The 14,125-nt window shown below is 51.3% G+C and carries 12 protein-coding genes; 2 read left to right on the top strand and 10 right to left on the bottom strand.

Features of this window, described 5'->3' with window-relative positions; genetic code table 11:
* Nucleotides 1-39: 39 nt before the first annotated feature.
* The 7 genes from L3556_RS14880 to L3556_RS14850 all read right to left on the bottom strand — a co-directional run bounded on the left by L3556_RS14880 (nt 40) and on the right by L3556_RS14850 (nt 6,753).
* Nucleotides 40-1,359, bottom strand: coding sequence for an HD domain-containing protein (locus tag L3556_RS14880; protein ID WP_277868124.1), 1,320 nt, complete (start codon nt 1,357-1,359; stop codon nt 40-42).
* Between the two features lie 38 nt (nt 1,360-1,397).
* On the bottom strand, nt 1,398-2,735 hold the full coding sequence (locus L3556_RS14875) for a PAS domain-containing sensor histidine kinase (RefSeq protein WP_277868123.1): 1,338 nt from the start codon (nt 2,733-2,735) through the stop codon (nt 1,398-1,400).
* A gap of 22 nt (nt 2,736-2,757) precedes the next feature.
* Nucleotides 2,758-3,531 (bottom strand): winged helix-turn-helix domain-containing protein, encoded by a 774-nt coding sequence (locus tag L3556_RS14870; RefSeq protein ID WP_277868122.1) that lies wholly within the window; start codon nt 3,529-3,531, stop codon nt 2,758-2,760.
* A 112-nt stretch (nt 3,532-3,643) separates the two neighbouring features.
* A complete protein-coding gene (locus tag L3556_RS14865; RefSeq protein ID WP_277868121.1) occupies nt 3,644-4,720 on the bottom strand; it encodes an isocitrate/isopropylmalate dehydrogenase family protein in 1,077 nt (358 codons plus the stop codon).
* Nucleotides 4,721-4,952: 232 nt separating this feature from the next.
* Nucleotides 4,953-5,336, bottom strand: coding sequence for a type II toxin-antitoxin system VapC family toxin (locus L3556_RS14860; protein ID WP_277868120.1), 384 nt, complete (start codon nt 5,334-5,336; stop codon nt 4,953-4,955).
* Nucleotides 5,333-5,569 carry a type II toxin-antitoxin system Phd/YefM family antitoxin gene (locus L3556_RS14855; protein WP_277868119.1) on the bottom strand — a complete coding sequence of 79 codons (237 nt, stop codon included), beginning with the start codon at nt 5,567-5,569 and terminating at the stop codon, nt 5,333-5,335. The genes L3556_RS14860 and L3556_RS14855 overlap by 4 nt, the downstream gene beginning before the upstream one ends.
* Nucleotides 5,570-5,622: 53 nt before the next feature.
* A complete protein-coding gene (locus L3556_RS14850) occupies nt 5,623-6,753 on the bottom strand; it encodes a peptidylprolyl isomerase (RefSeq protein ID WP_277868118.1) in 1,131 nt (376 codons plus the stop codon).
* Between the two features lie 219 nt (nt 6,754-6,972).
* Between L3556_RS14850 and L3556_RS14845 the strand changes: the two genes are divergently transcribed.
* Nucleotides 6,973-8,178 (top strand): argininosuccinate synthase, encoded by a 1,206-nt coding sequence (locus tag L3556_RS14845; RefSeq protein WP_277868117.1) that lies wholly within the window; start codon nt 6,973-6,975, stop codon nt 8,176-8,178.
* Between the two features lie 32 nt (nt 8,179-8,210).
* On the opposite strand, the gene murJ is transcribed toward L3556_RS14845, so the two are convergent.
* On the bottom strand, nt 8,211-9,788 hold the full coding sequence (murJ, locus tag L3556_RS14840) for a murein biosynthesis integral membrane protein MurJ (protein ID WP_277868116.1): 1,578 nt from the start codon (nt 9,786-9,788) through the stop codon (nt 8,211-8,213).
* A 154-nt stretch (nt 9,789-9,942) separates the two neighbouring features.
* Here murJ and L3556_RS14835 point away from each other — a divergent pair, with 154 nt between their 5' ends.
* Nucleotides 9,943-11,577 carry an alpha-D-glucose phosphate-specific phosphoglucomutase gene (locus L3556_RS14835; protein WP_277868115.1) on the top strand — a complete coding sequence of 545 codons (1,635 nt, stop codon included), beginning with the start codon at nt 9,943-9,945 and terminating at the stop codon, nt 11,575-11,577.
* Here the strand turns inward: L3556_RS14835 and cobS are convergent.
* Nucleotides 11,574-12,380 (bottom strand): adenosylcobinamide-GDP ribazoletransferase, encoded by an 807-nt coding sequence (gene cobS, locus L3556_RS14830; RefSeq protein WP_277868114.1) that lies wholly within the window; start codon nt 12,378-12,380, stop codon nt 11,574-11,576. The two genes, L3556_RS14835 and cobS, sit on opposite strands and share 4 nt — an antisense overlap.
* A gap of 34 nt (nt 12,381-12,414) precedes the next feature.
* Nucleotides 12,415-13,950, bottom strand: coding sequence for a M16 family metallopeptidase (locus L3556_RS14825; RefSeq protein WP_277868113.1), 1,536 nt, complete (start codon nt 13,948-13,950; stop codon nt 12,415-12,417).
* Between the last annotated feature and the right edge of the window lie 175 nt (nt 13,951-14,125).

Below are 14,125 nucleotides of genomic sequence, written 5' to 3'. Positions count from 1 at the left end.
GGTCATATTAAAATGGCTTATCTATATTGCTGTGGCCAACTAGGGAACCTTAGAATTCTCATGGTCAGGTCGCAACTGATGACTATGTTCGTTGATCGTGGTTGATGCCATCTTGAGGGAGATCAGAGAAGATTCAATCTCGCGGGGATAGATTAACCAGGTTCGCCGCATCGGGGTAATAAGGGCGGAAATCAGGGGAGAGTGGGTGGTAATTTCATCTAGGCGATCGCCCACGGCTAACTTAATCCCTTTTTGGTATTGGGTATAACCACGACTTAGGGAGACTCGCAATCCCACATAGAATGTTTCCGAGAATCCAGCCCGATGGGCTAACTGGATAGCCTCGTTTAAGCAGTGGGTTTGATCAGTTTCGCTTAAGTCACTAATATCAAGGGCTTTGAGGATATCTCTATCTAAGTAGCGACGACACAAATCCGCTAACACCGCATCTTGGGACTGTTGCCACTGCTGGAGATGGTAGAGAAAAACAATGTCATCCCCCCCTAAATACCGTTCCAAGGTGAGGGCATCGGCCCGGGGACTAAGCCAGGCCGCCATCGTGGCATCCGCAAAAATCTTACCCTCCTGCAAGAGCGATCGCCCCCGTTCCGTGATCTTCTCAAGGACCCAGGCCGCAGCCAAGTTTTTCGGGTGATTGTATACCTGGGCATACATAAAGTAGCGCACAAATAGGTAATGCTCAATGGCGGCTTGGCCTTTGCGGGCAACCACTAATTGTTGGGTTTTGGGTTCGTAGTCGATGGCCATTAAAATTCGATCTAGATCTAACTTTCCGTAGGATGCGCCGGTGAAATAACTATCTCGCATTAAGTAATCCAGGCGATCGCAGTCCAACTGACTAGAGACTAATTGCCAAACTAAGGGCACTGGAAAAGTTTTGTTATAGATACGCACCAAATCATCGGCCAACCCAGGATCGTAGGTATCTAAAATGGTACGAATTGATTGAGACTCTTGAAGAATTCGCTTTGTCCAGGCTTCGTGGTGGGTGGCAAAAATTTCCTCCGCCGTGTGACTGAGGGGGCCATGGCCAATGTCGTGGAGGAGGGCGGCGGCTAAAAGGGCGGCTCGGTAGGGTTGTAAGTGGGGATGGTGTTTGACGAGGCGATCAAAGCAGCGGCGGGCAATGTGCATCACCCCCAGGGAATGGGTAAATCGGGATCCTTCTGCCCCATGGAAGGTTAAGCTGGCGGGCCCCAACTGGCGAATTCGCCGCAGCCGTTGAAACCCAGGGGTATCAATGAGTTGAATGAGTAAATGCTCCTCTGGAACTCCAGAATCGAGAGTAATGGCACCATGGAGCGGATCATGGTAGGTACGACTGGCATTGACGCGCATAGGTTTTGCTGACCGGCTGATGGTTAAGAAGCTAATAGTTAAGAATGGGGCATGGGTAGGAAAATGCGTAGCCAGGCTCCCCCCCGTTCTGGATGATTGGCTGCCTGGACATGGCCACCATGATGCTGGGCAATTTGATACACAATGGCTAAGCCAAGACCACTGCCGGAGCCAATGGGGGTGGTTTCCTCCTGGGTACCATGGGCGATCGCCACCGAAGAGATCATTTGCAGCGGTCGATGAACCCGTGCTTGGTCAGCCCGATAAAAGCGATCAAAAATATAGGGAATATCCTTTGCCTTAAAGCCAGGGCCACTATCAATAATTTCAAGACACAGAAATGATCTGCCATCCCCATCCACTTCCCGATCGCCGCCCCCATCAACTCCCCCATCGACTCTAGGTGTGACCTTGAGGTGAATCTGGAGTACTCCCTGCTCAGGACTGTACTTGATCCCATTGTCAAAAACATTCAGCAGCAGGCGAAAGAGTTGGGCTTCATTGCCGCTATAAATCAAGGTTTGGGGGCCGTCGTAGTTCAACTGAATCTGTTTGGCGGTGGCCAGGGGTTCGAGACTATGCCATGCGGTATGGATCAGGTTAACCAAATCCAGGGATTCCCGTTGAATGTCGTCCATGGCGGTCAAGGAGAGGCGATTTAGTTCCAATAGCTCCTGCACAAGCAGGCTCAGGCGAATAATTTCATTGACGAGGCGATCGACCCAATGACGTAGGCTCGGATCAATGCGATTTTGAAGGGTTTCCGCCACTAAACGAAGGGAAGTCAGGGGCGTTTTTAACTCGTGGGCCACATCCGCCGCCCAGCGATCGCGCTCATCCCGTAAAACTCGCACTTCTTCGCGATCTTCCAGAAAAATACCCACCTGGCCCTCTGGTAACGGTAAGCCATTAGCCCGCAAGGGTTTCCGATAGGAATGATCCCCCGAATAAACACAGGTATGTAGCCATTCCCGCTGACAACATTGCTGTAGGGTACGGACATCTTCAATCAAGCAATCTAATTCGTAGGAGCGGACTAACTCTAGGAGCAGGCGACCCGGTGGATACTGAATCCCTAAGAGCGATCGCGCCTCTTGGTTACACCATAGCAACAGGTTATCTTGATCTACCTGAAGATAGGCCACGGGATTAAGATCAACAATTTTCTGCCAAATTTTAATATCCTCGGCCTGTTGATCAAGGGAATGTTGCAGGGAAGTAAGAACGGTTTTCACCCGATTGATCAGGGGTGACTTGAGGGGGCGGGCATTGTAGCCTCGCAATATTTGGCTAAATTGGTAATAAAAAAAATAGCGACACGCTGCCCATAGGCCTAGCCCTAGGAATAGTCCTAGCAAAAACGACCAGACAACCACCGTGGCTCCTAAGGATTAACCATTAACCAAAGCGATAGCCAAATCCACGCACCGTCAAAATATAGGCGGGATGGCTCGGATCCTCTTCAACTTTTTCCCGTAACCATCGAATATGAACATCAACGGTTTTACTATCCCCAATAAAATCATGACCCCAAATTCGGTCTAAAAGCTGTTCCCTAGGCCACACTCGCCGAGGCTGGCTCATAAATAACTCTAAAAGCTTGTATTCTTTCGGAGATAAATTAATTTCTGTCCCCCGTAAAAGGACGCGACATTCCTGGGGATAGAGACTGAGGTCACGGTAGCGGAACACCGGCGTGCTGGCACCATGGCCACTCACTCGACGCAAAAGGGCGCGACAGCGGGCAATTAACTCCCGCATCCCAAAGGGTTTGGAAAGGTAGTCATCGGCGCCAATTTCCAGACCGACTACCCGATCAATTTCACTGCCCTTGGCACTAATCATTAAAATGGGAACCGTACATCCTTCCCGTCGAATAAATCGGCATAGGTCTAGACCGCTCACCCCAGGCAGCATTAAATCTAAAATAATTAGTCCCAGGGATGAAGGGGAATGGGGAGAAAGATTGGTTTGCAGTAGGCGAGTATTAATGAGGTCTAGGGCTTGATGGCCATCGGTGGCGGCAATGACATCGTAACCTTCTTCGCTCAGTGCTAAAACCAGGGTTTCACGGATCAGTTCCTCGTCCTCAACCACTAAAACCTGAGTCGTTGCTGTATTTAGCCCTTCCCCTGAGTTGAGGGAGTCAGCGGAATTATTGACAGATAGCATGGGAAACCTATAGAGGCTCATTGGCCTGATTCTACCATTGGTATTGGCGAATGGCCCTTGAATCTTTTTGAAGCTACAGGCCGGTCAATCCATGATCAACCAATCATTGAGCCTAGGGAGCCGCATACTCAGCGATCGCCGCCGCCATTTCCTGGGTTCCCACTGGAGTTTGACCCACCGGTGTGAGATCATAGGTGACAGCCTTTCGCTCACTGATCACTTTTTCCACCGCCGATTGTAAGCGTTGGGCTGCCTCCATTTCCCCCAGGTATTGAAGCATTAACACACCGGAAAGGATTAGGGCTGTGGGGTTGGCTTTATTTTGCCCGGCATATTTTGGCGCAGAACCATGGATCGCTTCAAAGACCGCATAGTCATCACCAATATTGGCCCCCGGAGCAACCCCTAATCCACCAATCATGCCCGCACAGAGATCGGACAAAATATCACCGTAGAGGTTGGGCATGACCATGACATCGTAGAGTTCGGGCTTCTGCATTAACTGCATACACATATTGTCAACAATCCGATCTTCAAACTCAATATCAGCATAGCTGGGGGCCATGAGCCGTGCCCGATCTAGAAACAAACCATCGGTAAATTTCATGATATTTGCTTTGTGAACCGCCGTTACTTTTTTGCGGCCGTGGGATTGGGCATACTTAAAGGCAAATTCGAGGATTTTATCACTGCCGGTAACAGAGATCGGCTTAATGCCAATGGCAGCATCCTCTTTCAGAGGCTTTCCAGAAAGCTCCGATAGAAATTTGCGGGCCTGGGCGGCTTCCTCGGAGGTATATTCAAACTCAATGCCAGCGTAGAGATCCTCTGTATTTTCGCGGACAATCACCAGATCAATATTTTGAAAGTAGCTCTTCACGCCAGGGATGGATTTAGCGGGCCGCAGGTTGGCGTAGAGATTTAGGCGTTTGCGAATTTCCACATTCACAGACCGAAAGCCAGTGCCCACGGGAGTCGTAATTGGCCCCTTGATCGCTGTTTTCGTTTCTTTAATGGCATCCAAGACATTTTCTGGTAGAGGAGTGCCATACTTGTCCATCATGTCAATCCCAGCATCGACAATCTGCCAATTAATCGCTACGCCAGTGGCATCGATCGCCGTTTGGGTCGCCTTGGCCACTTCTGGGCCAATTCCATCGCCGCGAACTAGGGTGACTGCATGGGCCACAATAACATCCTCCTCAAGAATACCCTCAGGATCATACGTTAATTTTTCAAGATATAGGTCAGGAATTGACAACAAACATCCCTGGAGTCTCCCTCGGTTGAACATGGTTCTAGTGGGGATGGCAGGCAAAGATTTTTCAGCTAACGGCTCAAATCAGCGGCCGCAGATAACCTTGAATTCAACACTAGCGGCTTTCAACCGTCCACTGTATTTGAATTGTTGCGTTGGGCTGCTACATAACGCTGACTGAATAGGTACGAACTGCTGTATCCACAGTCGCAATTGTTAAACTATTTTGTAAAGCTTGACAAATCAGCATTCGGTCAAACGGGTCACGATGTAATGGTGGCAGTTTAGCCAGTTGAGTTACACTACCTTCGTCAAGAGTAAGACTGGCAATTTGATGCAAATCTCGTTGTTTGGGTAGATACGTTTCAGGATGTTCCGGCAGGGGTAACTTGCCTAACTGGTATTTGACAATTGCTTCCCAGACTGAAACTGCACTCAGATAGACCTCATTGTCTGGATCGCGAATGACATCCCGAACATCTGTTGATAGTTGGGTATCACCGCTGATGAACCATAAGAAGATGTGTGTATCTAACAAAATCTTCATTTGCCCTCAAATGCACTGAGAAGGTCTTCTGGCAAAGGAGCATCAAAATCATCTGGAACGGTAAACTCGCCTGAGCACAAACCAAATGGTCGTAATTGCTTGTTACTGGCAATAGGTCTAAGTTCAGCGATCGGCTGATTAGATCTAACAATGACAAGAGTTTTACCTGCCTCTACTTGGCGCAGGTATTTTAATGGATCACGTTGGATCTCATCAACAGTTACATTCACCATAAAAAACACCTCACATGACAACGAAATACCAAGCAGCCCACCAGGATTGGGCCTCAAGCTTTGAAGTTTTCCAGGCCATCAATGACCTTTGCTGAGGTAATCGTATCCCCTTCTCGGAGTTTCCCTAAGGCATCTTGCCCCTCCACGACGTAGCCAAAGACGGCATAACGGCCATCCAGTAAATTCAAGCCAGCGGGGGTGAGTTCCGGCTCAAATAATAGGAAAAAGAATTGGGAGGAACCGCCATTGGGATCCTCATTGGGGCGGGCTAGGGCGAGGGTGCCGTAGGCAGAGAAGGGTAAGACCGGATATTCTAGATAGCGACCGGCCTCTTCTAGGGTAATGCCATAGAGGGGTTGGCGATCGCCCTTTACTAGAATTTCCAGGGGGATGGCTCGGTATTTTTTGGTTTTAGGGTCAATAAAACCTACCTCAGGGCCAGGGGGATCACCGGCTTGGAGGACGTAGGATTCTTCGGCTCGGATAAATGGGAGCTTATTGTAAAATCCCCGCTGTACCAGGTCAATAAAGTTACCGGCCGTAATCGGCGCACTGTAACCATCCACAACAATGGTTAGGGGGCCCTGGCTCGTATCCATTTCCACCGTTGCCCGGCCAAGGAGTTGGGGTAGATCGGCGTATTCCGGGGGTGGGGTGTAGGCAAAATCCTGTACCATCAACTCTTCCAGTTTTCCCACCAGATCCAATGCGGTAGCTTTGGCGGACAACAGAGTTGTGCGATCCTTGTTTTTTGCAGCCTCTTGCAGAGTATCGAGGGATGGGACTAGTTCCGCCAGCAGGGTTTGGGCTTGCCCTTGGCGATCCTCAGGAATACTACTTAACAATTGATCGGGGCGATCGCGGAGAATTGCCTTGGCCTTACTCACATTGGCAGAAATGCTCGACCAGCGTTTTCCCCGCAAGAGAGGTGAAATATCCTCTAGATCCGTCTGAAGTTCCCGCACCGTTGGGTTGTCAATGGGCAGGGCCAACCGCAGCAGGGCCTTGGGATCCGTGATCGCATTACCCGCAGGCAAACGAGCGATGAGGGTTTGAGTTCCAGGGATGGGTAAAAGGGCCTGGGCCGGCAAGGCTGGCAGTAGCCAAATCCCCACTAGGAGGCAAAGTGCTATCCAGAAACGTCGCCAGATTTTACGAATATGCAGAGATGCGCCCAGGGCCATGACTGATTACCTTCAATGATCACTCATTAACCATTGTCGCCCTAAGGATAAATGCTCTTGTGACAAAGTTTTGTTTTTTTATCGCCATTTTATTGCCATGGGGCCATGGGGATTTGCCCCTAAATATCACCAAACCTTGAGAATTCCTAAATAAGGGGGTGAGGGTTGGCCCAATTTGTTGATAATAGGAGGGTCAATGCCATCAATCAGGTTTTAGCTATGGGTCGTGCCAAAAAAGTTGTGCTTGCTTACTCTGGCGGTGTCGATACGTCAGTGTGTATTCCTTACCTCAAGCATGAATGGGGGGTGGAAGAGGTCATTACCTTGGCGGCAGATCTGGGTCAGGGCGATGAACTGGCTCCCATCCAGCAAAAAGCCCTCGATTCTGGTGCCAGTGAATCCTTGGTTGTGGATGCCCAGGACACCTTTATTCAGAACTATGCCTTTCCCTCCATTCAGGCCAATGCCCTCTACGAAAATCGGTATCCCCTCTCCACGGCCCTAGCTCGTCCCCTCATTGCCAAACTTTTAGTGGATGCGGCCGCTGAGTACGGGGCCGATGCGGTGGCCCACGGCTGTACCGGCAAGGGCAATGATCAGGTGCGCTTTGATGTGGCGATCGCCGCCTTGAATCCCGATCTGAAGGTCTTGGCCCCAGCCCGGGAATGGGGGATGAGTCGGGAAGAAACCATTGCCTACGGCGAAAAGTATGGCATTTCTGCCCCCGTTAAAAAATCCTCTCCCTACAGTATCGATCGCAACCTCTTGGGCCGCAGTATTGAAGCGGGCCCCCTTGAGGATCCCTGGACGGAACCCCTAGAAGAAATTTATGCCATGACCACGGCGATCGATGACACTCCCAACTCACCGGAATACATTGAAATTGGTTTTGAGGAGGGGATTCCGACAACGGTGAACGGGGATGTCCTAGACCCAGTGAAAGTTATTACCCGCTTAAATCGGCGGGCGGGCCTTCATGGTGTGGGCCGGGTGGATATGATTGAAAACCGGTTGGTGGGGATCAAGTCTCGGGAAATTTATGAAGCTCCGGCCCTACTGTTACTCATTCAAGCCCACCGCGAACTGGAAAGTCTGGCCCTCACCGCCGATGTGAGTCAGTACAAACGGGGCATTGAAGAAACCTATAGCCGCCTCGTCTATAACGGTCTTTGGTATAGTCCCCTGAAGCAGGCCTTGGATGCCTTTATTCTGCAAACCCAAGCCCGTGTGACGGGAACGGTGAGGATTAAGCTATTCAAGGGAACCGCTAGCGTAGTTGGTCGCAAGTCAGACTATTCCCTCTATACGCCAGACTTGGCCACCTATGGGGCAGAGGATCAATTTGATCACAAAGCCGCCGAAGGATTTATTTATATTTGGGGCCTGCCCACACGGGTGTGGTCTCAACGGCTACGGGAGAGCTAGGGCGGCGATCGCTGGAACCCTAACGGGCTTTCTTAGGGATTATTTTTTTGAAATCGTTTTGGTAAAAATCGCTGCAAACGATTTAGGAAAAAGTTAATCTCTGACAGTTTCAGGGGCCAAATCCCTAGGGTAAACACGATCACACCGACCAAACCCGCAAGAGACAGTTGCACTAATTGCACGATTAAACCCTCCCGGCCCAAAAGGTACTCTAAGCCCCAGAGGCTGCCCCAACTCGTTAGGCCACCGGCAATACTAGCGATGGCAATGCCAACCATGGGAGGTATCAAGGTGGGCCAGGGGAGTCCCCCCAACCGGCGTTGCAACATCCAAATGAGGGCAATCAGGGAAATGAAATTTACCCCCACCGTGGCCATAGCCAAACCCGTTGCCCCAAAGGCCTGGGTAAATAAAAAACAAAAGGCGGCATTAAATCCTAGGCCCCACAGGGTGACATAGAGAGGCGTGCGGCCATCTTCTAGGGCATAAAATACCCGGACAATGACATCCCGCGCCAGGTAGAAAAACATACCAATGGCGTAGACCAAGAGCAGGGCCGAGACCAGTTCCGACGCTTCCAGATCAAAGGCCTGTCGCTCATAGACCACCCGCACCGCCGGTAAGGCTAGGGCTGCCATCATTGCTCCCAAGGGCATCATACTCAGGGCGGATAGGATTAAACTTTGGCGAATGCGATCCTTTAAGTCAGGCCAGCGATCGGGAGCCGCCAACTTAGAGAAAATGGGCATATAGGGCACAAGGATCACATTGGAGAGGATACCCAAGGGCGTTAAAAACAAGAGTTGGGCATACCCTAGGGCGGAAGCGGCTCCCACCGGCAATTGGGAGGCAAAAAACAAGCTAATATAGACGCTGATCAGCAGCATTCCCGAAGAAAGGGTGGCCGGCCCCATTAACTGGGCCAGTTCTCGTACTTCTGGGCGATTAAAATCAAACCGCAGGCGCAGCGTCCCCATGCCGGATTTCCACTGGGCTGGAATCTGGGCAAGCCATTGCAATACACCCCCTGCCAAGGTTCCCCAGGCCAGTACCGTGGGCCCATAGGTGTCGGCAAAAAACCACACGCCAATGATCACCGTCAGACTCGAGAGCAATGGGCTGATGGACGGCAACCAGTAGTGATCCGCCGCATTTAATGTGCCAAAGCCAATGCCAATCAGGCCCGATAACACCGCTAGGGGAGCCATAATCCGAAACTGCTCGGCGGCGATCGCCTGGATTTCTGGGCCTGCACCGGGGGCAATGATCTGGACAATCGGCTCGGCAAACACCATTAAAACGCCGGTGAGGATCAATAACACTCCCCCCACAAAGGTCGTAATCGTTTCCACTAGGGGGGCCGCTTTTTCCGGGGGATGCTTGAGAACGACACTAATAATCGAGCTATGGAAAGGGCCGTTAATCCCACCGAGTAAAATAAACAGAAAACCAGGAATGACATAGGCATAGTTATAGGCATCAACGGCCGCGCCCACACCAAATTCAGCGGCGATCGCCTGTTGTCGGACTAACCCCGCCAATTTACTAAATAGTGTTGCAATGGCAACAATTGTGGCAATACTCGCCAGCGATCGGGCTGTTTTTCCCACCCTATGAACACGCCTCTCCGTCGTCGCAGTGAACCATAACTCTTAGGTCAAGACTATCGCACCTGGATACGTCCTGGAAGTCTGGTATTTTTCAAGGGGATGCTAAGGGCCCAAAACAAACGGTAAACTAGCCCTGGGAATCCTAGGTGTAACCATGGCTATTCAAACGATCAGCAGTTCTCCCTTTCAAGATCAAAAACCTGGCACATCGGGACTCCGTAAGCCAGTGACCGTCTTTCAACAGCCCCACTACCTGGAAAACTTTGTTCAGGCCATTTTTGATACCCTAGGGGACTGCCAGGGCCAAACATTGGTGCTAGGGGGGGATGGCCGCTACTATAACCAAACTGCTATTCAAATCATTCTCAAAATGGCCGCAGCCCACGGATTTGCCCGGGTGAAGGTGGGTCAGAATGGCATTCTCTCTACCCCCGCCGCCTCCTGTATCATTCGCAAATATCAAACCTTGGGGGGAATTATTTTATCGGCTAGTCATAATCCGGCGGGCCCCGATGGCGATTTTGGCATTAAATTCAATACAGAAAATGGCGGCCCGGCCCCAGAAAAAGTAACTGCTGCCATGTATGCCCGTAGCCAAGTCATTTCCCAGTACCGGATTGATGAAGCACCGGATGTAAATTTACATACTCTGGGAGAGTTTCCCCTTGGAGCCATGGTGGTGGAGGTGATCGATGCCGTTGCCGACTACCAAGCCTTATTGGAGTCCCTCTTTGATTTTGAACGCATCCGCCAAGCCCTTGTCTCGGGTCAAATTCGGATAATTTTTGATGCCATGCATGCCGTCACCGGCCCCTATGGGCAGCAAATTTTAGAGCAATGCCTGCAAGCACCAGCGGGAACGGTGCAAAATGGGATTCCCCTAGAGGATTTTGGTGGCGGGCATCCCGATCCCAATCTCGTCTATGCCCATGATCTGGTCGAACAACTTTTTGGTGAGTCACCGCCAGATTTTGGGGCGGCCTCCGATGGGGATGGCGATCGCAATATGATTTTAGGGGGAAACTTTTTTGTTACGCCCAGTGATAGTTTGGCGATCCTTGCGGCTAATGCCACCCTTGTTCCCGGTTATCGCCAGGGACTAACAGGGGTTGCGCGATCGATGCCCACCAGCCAAGCGGTGGATCGGGTGGCGGCAAAGCTGGGGATTGATTGCTTTGAAACCCCAACGGGCTGGAAATTTTTTGGGAATCTCTTGGATGCGGATCGGGCCACCCTTTGTGGTGAGGAAAGTTTTGGCACTGGCTCCAACCATGTCCGGGAAAAAGATGGTTTGTGGGCCGTGTTATTTTGGCTGAATATCTTAGCGGTGCGTCAGCAGTCCGTGGCTGAGATTGTTAAGGATCATTGGGCCACCTACGGGCGCAACTATTATTCTCGCCATGATTACGAAGGGGTTGAGAGCGATCGCGCCGCCACCCTCATGGATCAACTACGGCAAAAACTCCCCACTCTGGCGGGTCAAAACCTGGGAGGCTATGACGTGGTCATAGCAGATGATTTTAGTTATACGGATCCGGTGGATCAGAGTGTAAGTGAGCAGCAGGGGATTCGGATTATTTTTAACGATGGTAGTCGCATCGTCTTTCGCCTATCGGGGACGGGAACCCAAGGGGCGACGCTGCGGGTCTACCTGGAACGCTTTGAGCCGAATCCAAGCCGCCATAACCTAGATGCCCAAGTTGCCCTTGCTGATTTGATTGCCCTTGCCGATGACGTTGCCCAAATCAAAGTTCTCACCGGCCGCGATCGCCCCACGGTGATCACCTAAAGGGGAATGCGCTGAAAAATCGCGGTGAATCCCACTAACACCAGTGCCTCTGTCCATTCCACCACAGCCCCATAGCTATCGCCGGTATGGCCCCCTAAACGGGCATTAAACCAGGCCGCAGAACCCATACTCACCAGAAGTCCCCAGCCTAGACTTGCGGCAGCAACCCAAGCTAGAGTTATCCCTTGACTGAGGGGATAGAGTGTCACCCCCAAAATACCCAGCAGGCCGGGCCCAAAATCCTGGGGAAATTTAGAACTGGCCCGATGGAAGGCACCTTTGCCCCTAGGTTTGAGATAGGGGTAACAGGCGATCGCCCAGAGTTGGCCCCATCGCCCCCACAGGGCTCCACCGATCAGGGGCCAGATCATCAGCCAAGGTGCATGGGTGGGTAAGGTGGAAATGGCCGCAATTTTGAGACTAAAAATACTCAGGGCGGCCATTACCCCAAAGGCCCCACTGCGACTATCGGCCATAACCTCAAGGCGGCGATCGCGGATAGAGTCTCTATTTTGCTCCGACGGACAGACCCCAAGACCATCGGCGGTATCCATGGCTCCATCAAAATGAAGGCCACCGGTCATGCCTAGCCAAGCCACCACAATTAAGACACTGCGGGGGGCATCCGGCAGACCTAACCTCATCAATCCCAGGTTCAGTCCCCCCAAAACTAGGCCGATTATCACCCCCACCCAGGGGGCCCAGCGGGCAATGCGGGCGAGTTCCACCGGCCAGTGGGAGGGGAAAGGAATGCAAGTATAAAACACCATTGCCCCTAACCACTGTCGCCCAATTTTTTTCACGGTGGAGCACCAGAATGACAAGAATTAGCAAAAATTAGGATTCGGGCAATATCTGGGCAACAGTTCGCTGACTGGCTTTTAGGGTTTGGGCCACCCGTTGAATATCCGCTGGTGTAACCTGGGCGATCGCTTCGAGCTTGGTAAATATCTTCCGCCAATCTCCGGTTTTAACCGCATATTCAGCCAAGAGGCGGGCAATGCCTTCGTTCGACATTAATGCCTGTAATAATTCCATCCGGGCCCGTGTCTTCAGTTGGTCAAGTTCCGCTTCACTCACGGGCGATCTCTGGAGCTTCTCAATTTCAGTATGGATCGCCTTTGCTACCTGATCCAGGGAATGGCCCGGGGAGGTGAGGGCATAAAAAATAAAACGATTCGGATATTTATTCCCTGGAAACCCAAGATAGGTTTGGGCATTCAGGGCAATTCCCTGCTCTAGGACTAAGGATTTGTAGAGGCGGGAGGTGCGGCCATCACTGAGGATGCGGGAGAGCATCTCGTAGGCTAAATAGTCCGGATCCTTGAGGGGCGGACAGGGATACCCTTCCAAATACCAGGGCTGACTGGGTAACTTGAGGTTGACTTGACGTAGTCGGGTTTGGGGCGGCTCCGGTTTTGGCTCCGTCGGCTGAAAGGGCCGGGGTTGATAGCGACCAAAATAAATCTCAGCCAGACGCTTCACCTCCGAGGGCTGCACATCCCCGACAATCACCGTGGTTAACTGACTGGGAATATAATGCTTATCAAAAAAATCCTGGACATTCGCCCGGGTTAAATTTTGAATATCCTCTTCGTAGCCAATTACCGGCCGACGATAGGGATGCTCCCTAAAGGTCTTTGCCAGAAAGGCATCAAAAAGTTGCCCCGTGGGGGAGTTTTCGGTACGCAGTCGTCGCTCTTCTAAGATGACCGACTTTTCCTGGTAAAAGTCCCGAAAGACAGGTTCTAAAAATCGTTCTGACTCCAAGGACATCCAGAGTTCAAGCTTGTTGGCCGGAAAACTATAAAAATAGCGGGTGGCTTCCGCCGATGTGGTTGCATTCACCCCCACGCCACCGGCCTGCTGAACAATCTGACCATACTGGTTTGAGATGACGTATTTTTCCGCTTCATCTTGCAGCCGCTTAAATTCCCCTAGGAGTTGAACCCGCTGCTCTATGACATCGGCCTCTGGGGAACCTTTGAGAGCCTGCATCCGATCAAAAACGTGATCTAGTTTTTCCAGCTTGATCCGTTCAGCATCGTAGTCGGTGGTACCGATGCGCTGGGTTCCCTTGAAGGCTAAATGCTCTAGGTAATGGGCAACCCCTGTCTGGCCATCCGGTTCATCCACCCCGCCCACATCGGCATAGGTTAGGAATGAAACCACCGGAGCTTGATGCTGCTCCATGACAATAAAGCGCATGCCATTATTCAGCCTAAACTCGGTTACTTGGTTCATGGCACGATCCAAGTAGGGCCCAATGTCATCCGGATGAGACTGAGCCAGAGCACTATCTGTCCAACTAAAACCAAGGAATACCCCTGCGGTGAGTACCAACAGTAGTATCTGCCGGAAATAACGCAACAATCATTCTCCTGGGGGATGATTAGAACCCACGGGATCCGCTGTAATTAACGTATTGAAGCGTATCCACTTGAGTTTGCATAGCATCTAGCTGTGCGTTCGTAAGGTATCCTAGGCCGGCTGCTAGTAGGCAATAAAATACGCCGAGGGCACTCAATTGGGGCCAGTGGTGAGAAAA

Origin of the sequence: Candidatus Synechococcus calcipolaris G9, from assembly GCF_029582805.1 — a bacterium.
Taxonomy (GTDB): Bacteria; Cyanobacteriota; Cyanobacteriia; order Thermosynechococcales; family Thermosynechococcaceae; genus Synechococcus_F; species Synechococcus_F calcipolaris.
Note: the sequence above shows the minus strand (reverse complement) of the source record. Positions and strands in the feature narration are given on the sequence as shown.